The 19,715-nt window shown below is 38.6% G+C and carries 13 protein-coding genes and 1 pseudogene; 7 read left to right on the forward strand and 7 right to left on the reverse strand.

What is annotated here, in order from left to right; all coding sequences use genetic code 11:
• The first annotated feature begins 736 nt into the window (after positions 1-736).
• The 3 genes from RI196_RS16500 to ald all read left to right on the forward strand — a co-directional run bounded on the left by RI196_RS16500 (position 737) and on the right by ald (position 3,879).
• On the forward strand, positions 737-964 hold the full coding sequence (locus RI196_RS16500) for a hypothetical protein (protein WP_311066560.1): 228 nt from the start codon (positions 737-739) through the stop codon (positions 962-964).
• A 421-nt stretch (positions 965-1,385) separates the two neighbouring features.
• The gene (locus RI196_RS16505) at positions 1,386-2,636 is read left to right on the forward strand and encodes a PucR family transcriptional regulator (protein ID WP_311066561.1); all 1,251 of its coding nucleotides are present in this window, start codon (positions 1,386-1,388) and stop codon (positions 2,634-2,636) included.
• Between the two features lie 112 nt (positions 2,637-2,748).
• A complete protein-coding gene (gene ald, locus RI196_RS16510; protein ID WP_311066562.1) occupies positions 2,749-3,879 on the forward strand; it encodes an alanine dehydrogenase in 1,131 nt (376 codons plus the stop codon).
• A 452-nt stretch (positions 3,880-4,331) separates the two neighbouring features.
• On the opposite strand, the gene RI196_RS16515 is transcribed toward ald, so the two are convergent.
• The 3 genes from RI196_RS16515 to RI196_RS16525 all read right to left on the reverse strand — a co-directional run bounded on the left by RI196_RS16515 (position 4,332) and on the right by RI196_RS16525 (position 8,643).
• Positions 4,332-4,661, reverse strand: coding sequence for an antibiotic biosynthesis monooxygenase family protein (locus tag RI196_RS16515; RefSeq protein WP_130157541.1), 330 nt, complete (start codon positions 4,659-4,661; stop codon positions 4,332-4,334).
• A gap of 962 nt (positions 4,662-5,623) precedes the next feature.
• Complete coding sequence (locus RI196_RS16520; RefSeq protein ID WP_311066563.1) at positions 5,624-7,153, reverse strand: malate:quinone oxidoreductase; 1,530 nt, start codon at positions 7,151-7,153, stop codon at positions 5,624-5,626.
• 899 nt (positions 7,154-8,052) lie between these two features.
• A complete protein-coding gene (locus tag RI196_RS16525; RefSeq protein ID WP_311066564.1) occupies positions 8,053-8,643 on the reverse strand; it encodes a TetR/AcrR family transcriptional regulator in 591 nt (196 codons plus the stop codon).
• Positions 8,644-8,833: 190 nt separating this feature from the next.
• Between RI196_RS16525 and RI196_RS16530 the strand changes: the two genes are divergently transcribed.
• Positions 8,834-10,393 (forward strand): AMP-binding protein, encoded by a 1,560-nt coding sequence (locus RI196_RS16530; RefSeq protein ID WP_311066565.1) that lies wholly within the window; start codon positions 8,834-8,836, stop codon positions 10,391-10,393.
• Positions 10,394-10,563: 170 nt separating this feature from the next.
• The gene (locus tag RI196_RS16535) at positions 10,564-11,871 is read left to right on the forward strand and encodes an MFS transporter (protein ID WP_144598291.1); all 1,308 of its coding nucleotides are present in this window, start codon (positions 10,564-10,566) and stop codon (positions 11,869-11,871) included.
• Between the two features lie 546 nt (positions 11,872-12,417).
• On the opposite strand, the gene RI196_RS16540 is transcribed toward RI196_RS16535, so the two are convergent.
• Positions 12,418-13,296: a LysR family transcriptional regulator gene (locus RI196_RS16540; protein WP_311066566.1), complete on the reverse strand. Its 879-nt coding sequence runs from the start codon at positions 13,294-13,296 to the stop codon at positions 12,418-12,420.
• 215 nt (positions 13,297-13,511) lie between these two features.
• Between RI196_RS16540 and RI196_RS16545 the strand changes: the two genes are divergently transcribed.
• A complete protein-coding gene (locus tag RI196_RS16545; protein ID WP_311066567.1) occupies positions 13,512-14,834 on the forward strand; it encodes a short-chain fatty acid transporter in 1,323 nt (440 codons plus the stop codon).
• A gap of 1,370 nt (positions 14,835-16,204) precedes the next feature.
• Here RI196_RS16545 and RI196_RS16550 read toward each other — a convergent pair.
• Together RI196_RS16550 and RI196_RS16555 are read right to left on the reverse strand one after the other, a co-directional pair.
• Positions 16,205-16,765: a hypothetical protein gene (locus RI196_RS16550; RefSeq protein ID WP_311066568.1), complete on the reverse strand. Its 561-nt coding sequence runs from the start codon at positions 16,763-16,765 to the stop codon at positions 16,205-16,207.
• 75 nt (positions 16,766-16,840) lie between these two features.
• Positions 16,841-17,314 (reverse strand): hypothetical protein, encoded by a 474-nt coding sequence (locus tag RI196_RS16555; protein WP_133309162.1) that lies wholly within the window; start codon positions 17,312-17,314, stop codon positions 16,841-16,843.
• Between the two features lie 120 nt (positions 17,315-17,434).
• On the opposite strand from RI196_RS16555, the pseudogene RI196_RS16560 reads away from it, so the two are divergent.
• Positions 17,435-17,736: pseudogene (locus RI196_RS16560) on the forward strand (transposase); the annotation flags it as partial.
• Between the two features lie 363 nt (positions 17,737-18,099).
• On the opposite strand, the gene RI196_RS16565 reads toward RI196_RS16560, so the two are convergent.
• A protein-coding gene (locus tag RI196_RS16565) for an IS3 family transposase (protein WP_445958364.1) occupies positions 18,100-19,246 on the reverse strand; the annotation gives its coding sequence in 2 pieces (ribosomal slippage) (positions 18,100-18,976 and positions 18,975-19,246; 1,149 coding nt in all).
• Positions 19,247-19,715 lie beyond the last annotated feature (469 nt).

Genomic DNA, 19,715 nt, shown 5'->3' on the forward strand with positions numbered 1-19,715 from the left:
CATACAATTGTTTAGGGCTTTTGCCGAATATTGATTGATTTCCTCCATATCCTTTACGAGCACCACTATTCAAGCTGTTTCCACTGGGCATCCTACGGAATGAACATATCAGGACGTGGAAGCTCCCGTAAAATAAAGAACCTTCGAAATGAGCCAGCGTTTCCCATTAAAGTATTAAATATCCACAACAGCCAAATATTTTAACGACACGACAAGCAAAAGCAAGTTTCTCAAGAACGTGGTAAAATAATAGCATCAGCATAGCACTGTTCAGCAGCGCTGTATTCTTTCGAAATGCATGAGTACAAGCACTTTATTGATCCAACAGTAATGCAAATTCTCACCCGTTATACGAAGAAGTTTTTCAAGGAAGATTTCGATCAAGTGGCAATTATACAAAGCTGAATATCTATCCATATGTTTCCGGCAAAAATGTCCTATTCTTTTGGAACCCGGCAAAATGTAAGCATTGTTGTCTATGCAATGAACAAGCAGTTCATCGGTTTTACCCAGATTTTATCCTATACGTTCGCCAACTTTTTCTAAAATAGGTAATTTTGAAAACGTTTACTTTTTATAATTTGTCAGATTTCCTGACGATAATATTGAGAATGCTGCATTTTAAAAAAATAATCTATTTAAAGACAGTTTAAATGGGATGCTGCTTTTAATAAAGACGGAATATTTTCATTATAGATTATTAAAACCATTTTAAGGAGGTGGAATCATTCAATTAATGATTGCAGATGTTGTGCTTGAGCCTAATACCATGATCGCTGCCGAATGTAATGAATTGATGACGACACCTTTGATTTGTGAAACTGCTGAACAATCGGCAAGATTAATTAAAAATAACTATGAACTAACAGAGATTTTTATATATGCTGACCCCGTGTTTTTCTACTTAGCAAAAATCGCGTTTCCTATTAGTAATTTTTCGTATTACATCCCTTTTGCAGGATAAATGATCGGCAAAGAATCGATCAATCAAAAAGGAAAGCCAGGCCGAATTTAGGAAAAATCAATATCATGAAATTAGCAAAACACGTAAATGAAAAAGGAAAAGCAAATATTTAGTTTTCTTCATAACTGTAAATCCTTGGAGAATTGGCTGCATTTATAGAAGCAAACAAAATGTAATCTGCGATTCTCGGTGTTTGGCTGACCATGTAGATATTCTTTTTTTCGCTATATTACTCTTTATGTTACCTTCGGCGGTATGAGCTTCTTGCGCAGGATATTTTGGCATGAATATTGTTTAGACTCTTCTAATTGTTTAGAATTTTTTCAATAATGATCGACTAAACGGGTGATTCTTGTTCATTTCAATTGACCCTTCATTATTGGATTTAAGACTGTAAAAATGCAAAAGGGGGCAAGAATTAATGAGGAATTCATTAGGCTATCCACAATTACTTTCGCAGTTGCGGCAAGACGATTCCCTAGACCTTTTGGCAGACCGTATTGGTGAAATGCTTGAATGTCCAATTACGATAGAGGATTCAAATCATCAGATCATTTCCTACAGCAGACATAAAGAAAATGTAGATGAAGCAAGAATGGCCACGATTATGAGTAGAAAAGTGCCAGATAAAATCATTAACAGCCTTTGGAAAAATGGGATTATGGCAAAACTGTTCGAAAGCGATGAACCTGTTATTGTCCCTGCAATCAAAGAAGTTGGACTAGGCAACCGTGTCGCTGTTTCGATTCGAAAACATAATGAGGTTTTAGGTTTTATATGGGCACAAATCAATGATAAAACAATGGACGATGATCAATTGCATTTGCTCAAGGAAGCTGCAAAGCTTGTGAAAAACCAGCTCCTCCTTCAGCGAATAAGAAAACGAAAAGAAGAAGAGAGTCATCAAGAATTTCTATGGAAGCTATTAACAGGTCATCTGAACGATGTGTCTAAGATTAAACACCAGGCTAAACGAGTTGGGGTTAATCTGGATGGAAGGCTTGCTGTTGCTATCATTAACTTTGAAAATGATATAACACAAGCTATTGAAAAACATGCCTATTATTTAGCTGAAACATTGCACCAAGTTCAAGTAGTCAGCAAATTATTTGATCAAAATCAACTAATATTGCTTACCCGGCTCAGAACAGAAAAAGAGGCGATTAACGCTCTTTCCGGTTTTATTAAAGATTTTATCAACAAAATGAGTATGCGTTTACAAATCCGAAATATATCTGGTGCTTTCGGCTCCGTTTATCATTCTCCGGAGCATGTTCATTGCAGCTATAAACAAGCATTGAAAGTATTAAGGCTTAAGGAAAAATTCCCCGATGAATTACAGCAAAAGTATAGTTTTCAGGAGATCGGCATCTATCAGTTTTTAGATGAACTTTATCAAATCCGAGTTCGTGACCACTATCAAAGTGAGGCAATCAAAAAATTAAGAGAGTATGACCTCAAGCATCACACCGATTTATTGCTTACGCTTAAAAGTTATTTAGAATGTGACTGCAATGTTTATCAAGCAGCGCAATTATTACATGTTCATCCGAATACGTTAAATTACCGTTTAAAAAGAGTAGTAGAAATAACAGGAGTAAACCTGAAAGACCCTAACCAGAAAATAACATTATTTCTGGATTTAAAACTTGAAAGCATGAATGTCGAGTAATTTGTATATTTACACAAATTACTTTTGCGGTTTTCTGATTTTTTCATAAAGTAAGGTTCAACTAAAAGAGATATGATAGTGGTGCAGATGTTATTTTAAGGAGATGGTGAGGATGATCATCGGGGTACCGAAAGAAATTAAAAATAATGAAAATCGTGTAGCTATCACACCTGCAGGGGTTGTGCAATTAATAAATGCAGGACATAAAGTTGTTATTGAAGCAAACGCTGGAATCGGAAGCGGTTTTACCGATGAAGAGTATAAACAGGCTGGTGCCGAGATTGTTGAAAGAGCTTCAGAGGTTTGGGAAATAGCAGAAATGATTCTGAAAGTAAAAGAGCCCCTCCCGGCTGAATATGTATATTTCCGAAAAGGGTTAATTTTATTTACCTATCTCCATTTGGCAAATGAACCGGAATTGGCCAAAGCTTTAGTGGAAAATGAAGTGACCGCTATTGCTTATGAAACAATTACTGTCAATAATACACTGCCATTATTGACACCAATGAGCGAAGTTGCCGGCCGCATGGCAGCTCAACTCGGGGCGCAATATTTGGAAAAATCTAAAGGAGGAAAGGGAATACTGCTAAGCGGTGTTCCTGGTGTCAAACGCGGGAAAGTCACGATTATTGGCGGCGGTGTAGTCGGAACGAATGCAGCAAAAATTGCACAAGGCCTTGGTGCAGGTGTAACAATTATTGACTTAAATCCTGCTCGCCTGCGTCAATTAGAAGACATTTTTGGTTCAACTGTGCAGACGTTAATGTCAAATCCTTATAATATTGCAGAATCTGTCAAAGACTCCGATTTAGTTATCGGTTCGGTGCTGATTCCCGGTGCAAAAGCACCTAAGCTTGTAACGGAAGAAATGGTAAAATCTATGCAGCCCGGGTCAGTCATAATCGACGTTGCTATTGATCAAGGCGGAAACTTTGAAACGATTAATTATGCAACAACTCATGACAATCCTATTATCGAAAAATATGGAGTGCTGCATTATGCAGTCGCCAACATTCCAGGTGCGGTTCCACGTACAGCAACAATTGCCCTAACAAATGTCACGATTCCATATGCTGTGCAAATTGCTTCCAAAGGTGTAGTTCAAGCAATTAAAGAAAGTGAAGCGATTAAAACAGGCGTGAACGTCATGAATGGGAATATAACCTTTAAAGCAGTAGCACATGACCTTGGCTATGACTATGTTCCAGTCGATGACGTTATCTCCGAACGATTGTATTCTTAAAACGCTGATGAAACACCCTTCATGCTTAGCTGTGAAGGGTGTTTTTAGGATTCTTTAAATGGACGAACGTCCATTTGCATTTTTTCGGAACATCATGCCAATTATTGAATAATAATTTTCAAGAACACTCAGCAACTGAAAATTAGATGTGTGTCTTAATGCCACCGTGTACGGACTTTGCATATCATAAAATCCCGAAGGGGAGATCGCGTCCATCAATGATCTCCCCTTCTTATGTATCTACTATTCTTCTAATAGTAATGATTTAAGTTCTTCTAATCCTTTTTGACGCTCAATTGGATCCAGAAACCCCACGCATGAATAGATTCTTAAGCAATTAAAAAACACCCATTCACAATTGACCATCATCTATAAATGAATGGGCATTTAAAAAATTTTAGAGCATATGTTCAGGAAAAACCTACTTTGGGACTGGAGGCTGCTTTATTTTATCAAGTAGAGGACTCTACATAGCCCTTCTGACCCAGCACATAGAAGACATCTTGACGACTCTCCAAAATGTAGGAGGGAGCAGGCTTGCCTCGGTTCGCTCGGTGACCAGCAAGATGAGCCTCGCTCTTCTCCCAGGCTTTCCAAGCCTCTTCTGATTCCCAGCGAATCATAACGAGTACTTCTTCATTCCCTTTTCTCTGCCTTTTCTTAAGCACACTTAAATCAATAAAACCCGGCTGCTGTTCGATTATTCCCTGTGAAGTGAAGCGGTCAACAATTCGATCGGCATGTCCTTCTGTCACTAAAATAGTTTTTATTTGAACAAACACTCACATTACTCCTTTCATTGTGATTATACATTATTATATTTGATAACAATTATCATTTTCAATAATACCCGCAAGAAATATTCATCTTTTTTCAAAACGCTTCTCAATCAATTCATTTAAAAAGATGATGGCCAATAGCAAAGCGCCTGATCCGCAGCACAACATATGACGATATGGCTCCGCTGTCCCCATCAGATGAAAAATTGAATTGCCGGCACACTATCACTATTTAATTGTTTCTCTACTTGTCCGGCTTTCGTATCAGATACTCCATTAGCCAAGATAATATTCGTTCATTATTTTAAAAAACTATTTTAATATAAAAGTTCGCAACAAAAAAACACACGTTTATGAAGTCAAACGAAATCAACTCCTAACATGTTTTTTACGTGGCAATATTGTTGCCAATCTTGATAAATAAGTTTAAATTTTATCCAAGACAGGTGTCTTTTTACGAACACAAGTTTTACAATGCTTTTAAGGCTGCGGGAGAGCAAGCTCTTTATTGTCAAAATGGCTTTCCATTCAAATTCCGCATGTGTGTAACACCGTAAGGATAAACTCTTTTGGTTATCATAATAAAACTCCCCATGAAGATAAACAGATTTTTATTTTTTAATCTGTCTACCTAATGGGGAGGCATATCAAAAATCAAAACGTCATTAAAACAAAAAACACATAAACATCAATATATAAACGTTACTAAAACATTAAAGGGGAGGTCTATAAGTCGAAAAAACGACTTATTAGACATCCCTCTTTTTTTCGTCGTGACAAAAAATTTTTAAAAACGGATTATTTTCAATTATATTCTATTATTCTGCAATTTTTTTATATTATCTCTGCTTTAAAATCATTGACTTATCAGTCTCTTTTCTTTATTATAGAAACAATTATCCATTGATGAAAAGTGGCTGTTTTAAACTTTATTCATTCCACACCTTTGTTTCTCATCCAAGAAATTAACTATAAACCGGTTCTTTTTCGTTTACACCAGAGATCGGTTCTTGTCCGTTTAGACCGAGCGTCTCTGCTGTTGAAGTATGAAGTTCATGGAAAAGATCCGGGTTTTCCACTAGTGACACACCATAAGAAGGAATCATTTCTTTAATTTTCGGTTCCCATTTATTCAAATGTTGAGGGAAGCATTTTTTAATTACTTCAAGCATTACGTGTACGGCAGTAGAAGCACCAGGAGAAGCGCCGAGCAATGCAGCGATCGAACCATCTGCAGCCGTAACAACTTCTGTACCAAATTGAATCGTTCCTTTACCGCCAGCTTCAGTATCTTTGATAATTTGCACACGTTGGCCTGCGACGACTATATCCCAATCCTCTGATTTAGCCGTCGGGATAAATTCACGCAACTCATTCATGCGCTTTTCTTTCGTTAACAGAAGCTGCTCGATCAAGTATTTTTCCAAAGAAAAGTTTTTAAAGGCTGACGCTAACAAAGTTACAAAATTGTGCGGTTTTACGGAAGCAAACAAATCCATATTTGAACCAGTTTTTAAGAACTTAGGCGAGAAGCCTGCAAACGGTCCAAAGAGCAGCGTTTTTTTGTTGTCGATATACCGTGTATCAAGGTGCGGAACTGACATAGGAGGTGCACCAATTTTAGCCTTACTGTAAACTTTTGCATGATGCTGCTCTACAACTTCTGGATTATTACATACCATAAATAATCCGCTTACAGGAAAACCACCAATATGTTTACCTTCTGGAATACCAGATTTTTGAAGCAAGTGCAGACTTCCCCCGCCGGCTCCAATAAATACGAATTTAGCCTTATGGATTTCAACTGAACCGCTATTGAGATCCTTCACTTTCAATTCCCACAAACCGTCGCTTGTGCGTTTAATATCCTTAACACTATGCTTGTAGTATATTTCGACCTCTTTCTCTTTTAAGTAGTCAAATAACATGCGTGTTAAAGCTCCAAAGTTAACATCCGTACCTGAGTCGATTTTGGTTGCTGCGATCGGTTCATTCGATGTACGTCCTTCCATTATAAGCGGAATCCATTCTTTCAGTTTTTCCGGGTCATCAGAGAATTCCATTCCTTGGAATAATGGATTGTTTGATAGCGCTTCAAAACGTTTCTTTAAATATCTCACATTATTTTCCCCTTGGACTAAACTCATGTGGGGCAGCGGTCTGATGAATTCCTGCGGATTTTGTATTAGATTGTTTTTTACAAGGTAAGACCAAAACTGTCTGGAAACTTGGAACTGTTCATTAATTTTTATAGCTTTGCTAATATCAATAGATCCATCCGGTTTCTCGGGTGTGTAGTTAAGCTCACATAGTGCAGCATGCCCCGTTCCTGCATTATTCCATTCATTAGAGCTTTCTTCTCCTGGTTTGTCGAGTTTTTCAAACACTTTAATTTCCCATTCCGGCGCTAATTCTTTCAACAGTGTCCCTAAAGTCGCACTCATAATTCCGGCACCAATTAAAATAACGTCTGTGTTAGTTTGTCTGCTACTCATTTTTCCCCATCCTTATCCCCCAATATTTGTAGAAAGGATGCAGGCGACCTGCCTAATTCAAAGCTCTACATGGCTTTCGCCACACGCCTTTTCTACAACAATTATATCTTAATTATAGTATATCATTATTTAAGTATAGTTCATTATTAGTATTTCTAATTAAAGTCCATCACGATTATTTATAGATTTACAGATTCTATATCAACTTTATATAACCAGACCGCTAAAATTAATTTTTTCTTGAAAATGAATCATTTTACTCCATCAACATATCCCATTATTCACCAATCATCAGATATCACCTGAACGAATGAGATGTGCTGTTTAAATAAGAGTTTCTACCGATAAAGAAGATCAAAAAAAATCCATAAGCAGTCAAATAGAGCTCTTTATGAGATATATCTTGGTTAAAGGGGGATATCGATGAAACGCGAACAGTTACACAAAATAAAACAGATAAATCATCTCTTCAAACAACAGATGATGAACATGTCACTCAATTATAAAATCAGTCACTTATTCTGCCTCCCAAAATAGATAATTTTAACAAACAGTTCCAATTGTTTTTTAGGATTTATCCCTTTGTTTGCTTATCTTGCCAGCAGCGATGATGTTCTGTCATTTTTGGCGTGGATTTTCACTCTATGCAAAAAAACACAAATTTTTACATATAGGATGTATGTTTGAATTTGATCATTTAATATTAAGTCACTTTACAGAGGATCGACCACATAAAAAAATAAGCCACTTGATTTCCCAATTTTCAAAACCTCTCTTATGCTTGGAAGTGTCAGAACATTAAAACATAAGAGAGGAAGAAAAGGATGATCAGTATGGCTCAATTTCATATCAAGGATAAGTAATTTCCTATGATCCTGAAGCTCTAGTAATTTTTTGAATCAATATTTTTCAATTCCTTGAAAAACCGCTTGAAGCATCTTTTCAATCTCGATGACCGGATCTAGTTCCTTTTCGAAAATAAACCAATCATATAAAGTTCCCCGCATGCACCTGGAAATGATCATGGCCAGCTCTTGTATTGAAAAATCTTTGGTGAACTCCCCTTTTTCCTGTCCCTCTTGTAAGTAATTTTCAAGAATGTGATATAATCTTCGATTCGTATCCGCCAGAAATTTTGCGCTTTGGGGATTCATATAAATCGTTTGCATTAACTCTTTCCCTAAATCGTTTTTCAAATACTTCATTTGTGTGATGGAAAGACGTATAATCTTTTCCTTAGCAGATAAATCATTCGGCAATGTTTTGCAAAATTCATCATAAAAGTTATCAATTTCCTTAAACTTTTCCAAAAAAATTTCTGACTTCGAAGCAAAATGCCCATAAAAGGCTCCCTTCGACGTTTTGCTTTTCTCGACGATTTCATCCACAGTGACTTGGTTATATCCTTTTTGACTAAACAGCTCCAAAGCTGTTTCCAAAATTCTTTTTTTGGTTTTAAGCGCTTTTTTTTGCTTTGCATTTAATGTCATAAAAAAATCCCCTTTTTTCCTAACTCAACTTGTCTTTTATTATATCTAATGGTCTTGGAAAACCTATTATACAAAATATTCTAAATTAACAAAATATTATTGACAAATCAAATATATTGAAATAAACTATGGTCTATAAAGACTACAGTCTATTTTCGGTGTAAGCGTTTACTATAGGGGGGTGAAATCGATGGATATTATTGGAGAAAGAACGATTATCGATTTGCTTCATGAAAAATGCAGGTTACACGGAGATAAACCATTTCTTGTCTTTGAAGATAATAACAAAAAAACCACCATGTATACTTATCAGACGTTTTTGCAAAAAGTGAATAAATTCAGCCGAGTACTTTTGGATTTAGGGATTCAAAAAGGCGACCGGGTTACTCTCCATCTTCCAAATGGTTCTGACTTCATTGTCTGCTGGTTTTCATTGGCTAGAGTCGGTGCGGTTATGGTACCAACAAACATCCTCTCGACTGCAAATGAAATGGAATATTACATCGCCCACTCGGAATCGGTTCTCCTAATTACAGAAGAGGGGTATTTGGAAAAATTTCAATCAATTCAAAACAAATTGCCAAATCTTAAAAAAATATTGTTAAGCCGCTGCAAAAATGATCTATACAAAGAAATAAGCATGGATCATTTAATTGAAAAAGCAGAGGGAGACATTCCTCCTGTATCCCTCAAAAGCGATGATATTGTCTCCATCATGTATACTTCGGGAACAACTTCTAAGCCGAAGGGATGCATGATTACTCATGCCAATTATCTTTATACTGGCGAGGCTGTTTCGAAGACCCTGAACTTTACCCCAGAAGACAGGGCTTTGATCGTACTTCCTCTTTTTCATGGCAATGGCCAATACTATCTGTTTATGCCTGCCTTAACCGTTGGAGCAAGTGTTGCCATCACGGAACGGTTCAGTGCTTCCCAATATTTTAAGCAGGCAAAGAGATTGCATGCAACGGTCGGTTCATTGTTTGCAGCTCCCATCCGCATGATTTTAGCACAGCGTTTTGATGAGGCAGACAAAGAAAATCCTCTCCGCTTAATCATCTTTGCCCAATCGGTCACACCTGAACAACTGCAGGAATTTGAACAAAAATACAATGTACCGCTGTTGCAGCTATACGGAATGACAGAAACTGTAGCACCGCCATTAATGAATCCATTATACGGGCAAAAGGATAATACCGGAATCGGAAAGCCCATCCTCAGCGCCGAAGTCAAACTTGTGGATGAGGCGGGAAAAGAAGTACCGGTCAACAAACCTGGTCAGATCATTGTAAAAGGCATTCCGGGGCGCACTATTATGAAAGGGTATTTCAAAAATGAAAAGGCAACCAACGAAACTATTCAAGACGGCTGGCTGTATACAGGGGACAACGCCATTATGACAGAAAACGGTTATTTTTACTTCGTTGATCGGAAAAAGGATATGATCAAACGTGCTGGAGAAAACGTAGCGGCAATGGAAGTAGAAAATGTAATCATGGAACATCCGGACGTGTATGAAGCTGCTGTCATCGGCGTGCCTGATGAGATGCGGGATGAGGCCATTAAAGCGTTTGTAATTTTAAAAGAAGGAAGACAAACGACGGAACAGGAGCTGATTGAACATTGTCGGAACCGTCTTTCAAAATTTAAAATACCGAATACCATCGAGTTTGTGAAGGACTTTCCTAGAACGTCTGTCGGAAAAATTCAAAAACATTTGTTGAGGAAATCCGAAAATGTACTTTAAAATCATTCAATTTACCTTTATGAACCTGCTTTTCCAACATGTTAAACCTCGGAATGTCATTAATGGAATTCCGCCGTTCCAGTGCAAGCGATAATGAAATAACCGTGAATTCCCTCAAAAAGAGAATTTGAATTTGATTATTAGATATGTGAGATGAGGGGTGTATTTTTATGAACAAAATCCGTATCTTGTTTGCCAGCTTATCAGGGTCTGTCATTGAATGGTATGATTTTTACCTATATGGTACTGCTACGGGACTTGTGTTTTCATTTCTATTCTTTCCAAGTCATGATCCGGCTGTAGGATTGTTGCTTTCTTTTGCAACCTTTGGCATCGGCTATGCAGCCAGACCTATCGGCAGCATTATCTTCGGTCATTTTGGTGATAAGATGGGAAGAAAGGCCGCTTTAATATTTACACTTATTGGAATGGGCGGAAGTTCATTTTTGATTGGTCTTCTTCCTACTTATGAGCAAATTGGTATTTGGGCGCCGATTATACTCGTCCTTTTAAGGCTCATCCAAGGTATTTCCCTTGGGGGTGAATGGGGTGGAGCTGTTCTGTTGGCCACCGAATATGCCCCGAAAGGCCTTCGCGGACTGTATGGCTCCATTCCCCAGCTAGGTGTACCTATCGGTTTAGTTCTCGGTTCATTAAGCTTAACGGTTATTAGTTATTTTACTTCTGATACACAATTTTTGGCATGGGGATGGAGGATTCCGTTTTTATTTAGTGTCGTTCTGATTGGACTCGCGCTCTGGATCCGAAGCGGAATTGAAGAGACTCCTGCCTTCAAACAACAAAAGGAAGCTGGAGCAATTGCGAAAATACCATTTTTGGAAACGTTCAAAACGAATTGGAAAAGTGTTTTGCATGCTATCGGTTTAAAAATTGGGGACGGATTTTTCAATGTATTCTTAATGTCATTTATTCTTTCTTATTCTACGGTGTACTTGGGGTATTCCAACCAAGTGGCACTAACAGCCCTTACCATTGGCTGCGCGACTATGATTATCACCATTCCGGTTGTAGGATACTTGTCTGATTATATTGGCCGAAAACTCATTTATATTGTCGGATTAATTTTATTGTTTATCTTATCTATCCCTTATTTTTCATTGGTTGACGAGGGCGCTTCCTGGTTATACATCATGCAAGGCGTGATGCTGGGAATCATCTGGGCATCGATTTTCGCAACACAGGGCACCTTATTCTCCGAATTATTTCCGGCAAAGGTTCGCTACACAGGTTTATCCTTCGGGTATCAAGTGGCAGCCGCCATTGTTGGTTTCGGTCCAATGATTTGGACAACAATGGCCGAATCCTTCGGTCCTTCCCCATGGGTCTTTGGCGGATTTATGATGGGAGGCATTATATTATCCCTAATTTTAAGTCTGTTAGTTCCGGATACGAGAAAACGTTCGTTATACGATCATCATATTGAAACAGCTGAAAATAATTTCAGCATAAAAATGTAAGGTAAAATAAGATTTCTATCCTTAAACGGGGTACCATAAAATTATTGAATGAGGTTACCCTGTTTTCATTTTTAAATAAACTCCTTTGGTATATCTATGTGTGGGGCCTATTTATGGTGTGAATGCCTCTTACGCAGTTGCTAGAAACGAAAAACTCAAGGGTGGAGCCACTTCCTGAAGGAAAGGGGATGCCTTGACATTATTTGAATCTCTCATGTTCGCTATTTCCTTTGGGGGTGGATTGGACCAATACTGTCTTTTTTAAAAAAAGTAATCCGCTCTTGAGTTGGCGGCTCAGAGTGGATACAGTTAGTGCCGCTGAATCGGCTGGTCCCCCTGACAGAGAATCGTTTAAAGACGGTTATCAATGTTCGTCGTACGGATAACTTTTTCATTCACCACCAATTTATATGTTTATTATATCTTTTGTACAAAAAATGAAAGACTGCAGCCAAGGAATTTCCGTCCTAAGGTACTTTCCATCATTAGGAAACGGTTTATTTATTCATTGAAATACAATGTTACTCGAAATGGAATGTATAGATTTCACTTCTCTTGCTCCGTAAGCATCTCCAGCAATTTTTTCAAAGCAAAGGAGCGGTACCGACCCTTTTTCGTGATAATACCAAGATGCCAAAGAATCTTTTCTTTCAAGGGAATAATAACAATATCCGGATTATTTTGTTTTCCGCCTATCACTTTCGGCAGCAATGTGATCCCCATTTTTGATGAAACAAGCTCCAAAATTAAATCCCATTGGGAACTTTCATAGGCGATATTCGGGGTAAAACCAGAATTTTTGCAGGTGTTAATAATAAATTCATGCAACGTAAAGTTTTTTGCAAATAATATAAAGCTTTCCTTCTCCAATTCTTTGACGGACACCCTTTGTTTGCAGGCCAGAGAATGATCCTTGTGGATAAAAAGGACAAATTCATCCGTAAAAAAAGAAGAAATGTGAAAAATGGATTCATCCACCGGCAGAACCACAATGCCGACATCAATTTCCCCCTCTTCTACCAGCTGCTCTACTACCCTTGCGCCAACCTCCACCAACTCCAATTTGACATTCGGGTATTGTTGATGGAAGTTCCCGGCAATGGAAGGGAAAAACAACGTTCCAATAAGGGGAGGAATGCCGATTTTAATTTCTCCAATGGCGACGTTTGCCAGTTCATCCAGCAGCATTTTCGTTTCTTCCAAAATACTCATTAACTTTTTTCCCTGTTCATAAACAACTTTTCCTGCATCCGTCAATTGAATATGCCTCGTGGACCGTTCCAATAGTTCCATATGAAATTCCTCTTCCAGCTTTTTCACGGCTTTACTTAATGACGGCTGGGATAAATAGGAGTGCTCCGCAGCTTTTGTAAAACTCTGATGATTGGCCACCTCAATAAAGGATTGAATGTCCCGAAGTTCCATCGAATCCCCCTTTTTATTCCCAAATGTAATAAATAAGATTCATTTTATTTATTTTACTTTACCGTTTGTCCCTGTGTAAACTTTTATGTAAGCGGATGCAAAAAGGAATTTTGAAAGCGATTCCATCATGCGCTCATTTACTTGTTCTTATTTTTTAACGGAACCGGTGGAAAAATCAAACAGAATTTATTATTTGCTAAAGGGAGGAGAAACCATTGAAGACACTTACATCCTTTTTCAACCGCGTGGTGCAGCGTTATTTGCCTGATGCCTTGCTGTTCGCCATTATTTTAACGTTTTTAGTATATTTATTAGGTGTTTTCTTTACAGACAACAGTCCAGTGGACATGGTCACCCATTGGGGTTTAGGTTTTTGGGATTTACTGGAATTTACCATGCAGATGACCCTTGTGGTTGTAACCGGCTATATATTAGCAAACACCCCCGTCATTAAAAGGCTTTTGGCGAAAGTAAGCACCTTTGCACGCACCCCTGTCCATGCCGTCATGCTTGTAACCATTGTTTCATTAATCGCCTGCCTGATTAATTACGGTTTCGGGCTGGTGATCGGCGCTTTGTTTGCCATACATGTTGCCAAGCATGTTCCATCCGTCGACTACCGTATTTTAATTGCCAGTGCATACAGCGGATTCCTCATTTGGCACGGGGGATTTTCCGGTTCGATCCCACTTACCATTGCAACCCCGGGCCACTTTTTGGAGGAATCCATGGGCGTGATCCCAGTGACGAAAACCCTTTTTAGCCCGACAAATTTATTTATTGTTATTGCCCTTTTGATCACCTTGCCGCTGTTTAACCGTTATTTGTTAAAAAATGCAGAGAGCCAGCTCGAAGATCGAACGAAATGGGTGATTCCAAATGAAGAAGCAGCAGCAGTAGAACATGTGACACCTATGACACCAGCAGAAAAATTGGAAAACAGTCGGACAATATCCCTGATCATCGGCATTATGGGAATTGCATTTATTGTTTATCATTTTGCTGTAAACGGATTTAACCTAAACATTAATATCGTCAATTTTATTTTCCTTTTCCTTGGAATTTTACTTCATCAAACACCGAAAAGGTTTCTGGATACGGTAGCGAACGGCGTTAAAAACGCCGGTGGGATTATCATCCAGTTTCCCTTTTATGCTGGAATTATGGGAATGATGATTCATTCAGGATTGTCTGAGCAAATCGCATTATGGTTCGTCAGTGTTTCGACCGAACAAACCTTGCCTTACCTCTCCTTTCTTAGTGCTGGCTTAATCAATATCTTTGTTCCATCCGGGGGCGGGCAATGGGCGGTTCAAGGACCGATTATGATTCAGGCAGCAATGGAATTGGGAGCAGATCCGGCCAAAACAGCAATGGGGGTAGCCTGGGGAGATGCTTGGACAAATATGATCCAGCCGTTTTGGGCGCTTCCCATTTTAGCGATCGCAGGCCTCCACATCCGAGATATTATGGGATTTTGCGTCATGATTCTAATTTTCAGTTTTATCCCGATCTCCATTGGATTTCTGCTGTTTTAAAGCTTCAGTTGTCCCATAACAAAAATTTTCCCAATATTCTATGTTTTACAAACAAATCCCAAGAATGCTGTTATGACGCCAGCATTCTTGGGATGGGTTTTTTTAAGTTTATCAAAAACTATCATTTGCTTTTAATCCTTTTTTTGTTCCTTCTCCGTTTGACAGGATTGACGGTATCCCGGGTGTTTTGAAAATGGTTCCCTTTTTTTTGTTCCAATTAGGAACATGATCGTTCCAGCATTCTTGTCTAATGATGGGACTGGATGCATATTTTCTTGTAAAAAATACTCCCACTTTGCTGTTTCTCCTTAAAAAATGTTGCCATGCTTGCTGTGCTGTGCAGAAGGTTACTATCTCCCCCGTTAGATACTGAGGATGAATCGAATCCCGGCCGATGAGCTTTATTCAAATAATTTTTGACATAATCCAATTAAAGCAGACCGTTTTGTGTCCTGAATTTGTGCATTACAAAACCAAATCTTTCACAGCCAACTCAATCATTTTCATTTTTTCCTCATTCATCATTTTCTTCTCCTTCTAAACTATTGGATAATTCCAATTTCAATTTTCTATTGAAAACGTTAATAATAGATAAAAAGATCGGTTCTATCACTCAAAAACCGTAAACCAGAAAAAATCACCATCTCTTTTTTCATAGAGGAGAAGAAAAATAAGAGAGGATCGCAACAGGGAAAGCCTATTGCATTTTATAGAAACCTATTCGCAAAAGACATATCAGTTAAACGATGTGCCTTTTTTTCAATAATCTGCCTCCCAAAATACAAAATAGATAATTTTAACAAACAGTTCTAATTGTTTTTTGGATTTGTTCCTTTGTTTGGTTTTCTCGCCAGCAGTGGTGTGATGTCTGTCATTTCTGACGTGGTTTTTCACCCTATGTCGAAAAAAACACTAACTTTTATATATAAGGTCTATGTTTCGGTAAATCCGTTTTTTGTCACAAAAAGGGAGAAAATACAACAAAGAAACTCCTGACTCATAGGAGCAGGAATTGTTTTTGTCATTGTTTGACAGACTATTTTTCTAAAAAAGATTGTACAGCCAGTAGAGAATTCTCGAAGCATATTTTACGCAATCAATGAAGGAGTGGATCGAAGCCTGAAGAGATAGGCTGCGAGGTGATGGAGCAGGAAATTCTCATAGAAACATGGAGAAGCACGCCACTTTAGTGAGTGGTGTGAGGTTCCACCGCGGTAGTAAACTGCTAATCCATTTCCAAAAGCTACTTTCAGATAAAAATCGAAAAAATATAAAAGCAGGTGGAGAGAAACGCATTGTTTTTCTCCACTTGCTTCATTTTAGGGACTTATCGGACACCCAGCTCGAAAATTGAATAGAAACTGGTGAGATTAAACAGATACGCTGAATGTACTTCCCGATGAGATGGCAGCACCATCGATAGTATTGCCTTTCCCATAATATGCCTCGCGCCATGCTTCAACGTATATTGCGCTAAACTCACTAGTTCGTGCCATTTCTGCTTTTGTCATCACCATTGTCCAACCATTATTTTGTGAATAATGGGCAATGACATTATTACCTGCATCTTTGAACTCCACAAAGGATATTCGGCCTTTGCCGGCAAAACTTTGGGATGCTTTTGCGATAATACCTTTTCTATCTGGAGACACAACGGAAATATAGCTTTTCATAAGATTTCTGTAGCCCGCAGATTCACCGCCACAGATACCTTTGGCAGCATCTTTTTTTGCCTGTTCAATAATAGCCTCTCTGAATTCTTCTTCACTCATGGCAGGGGCTGTTTTCGTGCAGAAATCGAACCTGGTAAAGTCAGGGGACGGAAAGCCATTCATCCGCAGCTTATTGTCAATTTTTGTTCCAAGCAATATATTGATTAAGTTGACATCTAATGGTTTTATACGACTTATTTTCCATTCACTCCTTTTCATAGGATTTCGCCTGATACTTTGCTGGAAAATACCTGGCGATAACCACTACTTACCTATCCGGGTTTAAGATGTTGTTTAGTAGTTGTAGTACACCGTCAGCTTTATATTTTTATATGTTTTATAACCGGGAGACAAACTGCTGACGTTGGTTCCCGTATAGTAAAGTTGATATGTGCCATTCGCAAGTGTGCCAATCAATTCTGCAGAAATTTCTGTTTTGTTACCAGATCCCCATGGTGCCGATGTCCATCCGGAAATGTTACTAGTTGTTATATACAATCTGTTTGACAGGATTGCGCCAGAATACGACATCGTGTTACAATCAGCAACGACCTTTGTAATGACCGCATCTGCCGGTAATCCGGAGACATTAATTGTAGCAATAGACGAGGAACCACTCTCACCCGGGTCAAGATACAGACTCATTGAACCGATTGTTCCAGAGGATGAGGTGAATGTTTTCGATGACGAAGCGGCGAATGCGGTTGTTGTCATGAAAAATACTACGACCATCACAAGCAATAAACTGATTAACCTCTTTGCTTTCATATAAGCACCCCCTTTCAAATGTTATTTTTGAGGATTCACCAGCCCATAGAATAATTGACCCTCATTATATATATCGTCCAGATATTACCATTATTTTACACAAAATTTCATATTTGCCACTTACACGTACCACGGCATCGTAATGGCAAATTTAGTACCGATCTCTTTGAATGCTATCAGCGTAGCGAACAAGCATTATTGCTTGCTATGTTGGAAATAGTGGTAAACGGTGTTTCAACTCGGAAAGTACAAAAAATTACAGAACAATTATGTGACAAGAAATTCTCGAAATCCACCGTTTCAGCCCTTTGCAAAAAACTAGACCCTATAGTCCATGAATTTAAAATGAAGCCCCTACAAACTCATTACCCTTTTTTAATTGAGATGCCTTGTATCTTAAAGTGCGGGAGAATAGTCCAATTCATGTCCTATGAATCCTTAATTCTTTCTCTTTTTCATCAAGCTGATTTAAGTAAAGAAGAATTGTTCGATTTAATTGAAAAAAGCAATCGTGATCAATCAAGAAATATTCTATATAGTTTGAACGGAACCTCTTTTCACACACCCATTGTAATGCACCCCTTTGTCAAGACACAAATTGATAATATTTAAGTTATCCATTCTCTCCTTTCGCTATGAATGTGGTGCGTGTGCAAAAAAGGCTTGACATGGAGCCTCTACGGGCACGATTTTTTGCGCTGGAGCGATGGACAGATAACATCGCATGGCTAAAACAGCCTATCATGCCCGTCTCTCCATATAAAGCCTCTCATCACGTTCGATGGTTAGGATGCTTGAGCCATCTTAGGTTGCTTGTACACTGTTGCTGGCGTCAAATAGTCCAAGGATTGGTGAGGTCGGTCTGTATTATAGAACGTAACATAGCGTCGAATGCCTTTTCGCAACTCTTTAGGATTCTCGAATTCATTGAGATAGATACATTCATACTTTAAAGCTCTAAAGAATCGTTCCGTACGACTATTGTCTGTTGCTCGTCCTTTGCCATCCATTGATACCTGGATGCCATACTCTTTCAACAGCCCGAGATAGTCAGCGTTTGTAAAATGGCTGCCCTGGTCACTATTGATGATGGCCGGCTTACCATGACGCAATGCCCGCTTCAGACAGTCGATGACAAATCCTTTCTCCAGCGTACTAGATAACTCGTAATCGATCACTTTGCGGCTGAACCAGTCGATGATGGTAAACAGGTACATAAAGCCCCGTCCCATACGAAGGTAGGTGATATCCACTCCCCATACATGGTTCGGACGGGTGATCTCCCATCCACGGAGCAGGTAAGGCCGGCAGTACTTGGCATGTAGCCTCTTACTAAGGTTGGGTTTTGGGTAAATAGCTTGTATACCCATAAGGCGCATGAGACGGCGTACGCGTTTACGATTCACATCAAATCCTTTCTCACGAAGTTTCGCAGTCATGCGCCTGTAGCCAAAGTAGGGATGAGCTGTATAAAGCATATCCATTTCGTGCATGAGCATGATGTTTTCTGAGCTTTCTGTTTGCCCCTTTGATTGGCGATACACGCTAGTACGATGAATACCTAATAACTGTGCCTGACGCTTGATGCTGATCGATGGGTGATTGAATTCGACCATAGCCTTTCGTTCGTCAACAGACTTATTTGAGCCCAGATTTTTTTTTCAGCCAGTCAACTTCAACCGTTAACTGACCTACCAATTTCTCTAAATTTTCTTGTTTGGCCTCATATTCTTTACGGATTTTATCCACTTCGCTTGAGCCTTTTTCAAAGACCATCGAGGATCGTTCTAGAAATTCTGCTTTCCAACGACTGACCATGACTGGGCTTAATTCATATTTGGCGGCTATTTCATTGACGGTTTGCTCTTCACGCAACACCTCAAGAACCACCTTAGCTTTAAATTCTGCGGTATATCGGTTTCTTTTTTTCATGGTATCATTATAACTTATTTATCACGCTCATGTGTCTCACCTTATGGGAGCATTATACATTCCCAACCAAAAATTGGTTGAATGGATTAGCCAACAAATAATCAAAATACAATTTTAAAAGTTCCTGTCTTTTCATGAGGCAATTCCTGAATTTTCTTCATTGACTAAATCGAAATAAAAGCAGAGGGATCTCCGAAAATCTTTACGGATTTCCGGCTCCCTCTGCTTAATTTTCCCTCAACACAATCTCTTCCAAGCACTCCCACATGACGGCCCTTTTGTTTTATCTTTGATTATATTTTCTTTTAGAAACAAGGAGTAAGCCGATCATCCATGCTGATCAACAAATGATTGAATATTGAAGTAGCCGTATTTGGCAATACAATAACATAATTCATAAAAAGAAGACCCTATTATAATTCTTTTTTTAAAACCATCTTCGCCACACACTCCACATACCTTGAGTGGT

Origin of the sequence: Aeribacillus composti (assembly GCF_031760945.1) — a bacterium.
GTDB classification, from domain to species: domain Bacteria; phylum Bacillota; class Bacilli; order Bacillales; family Aeribacillaceae; genus Aeribacillus; species Aeribacillus composti.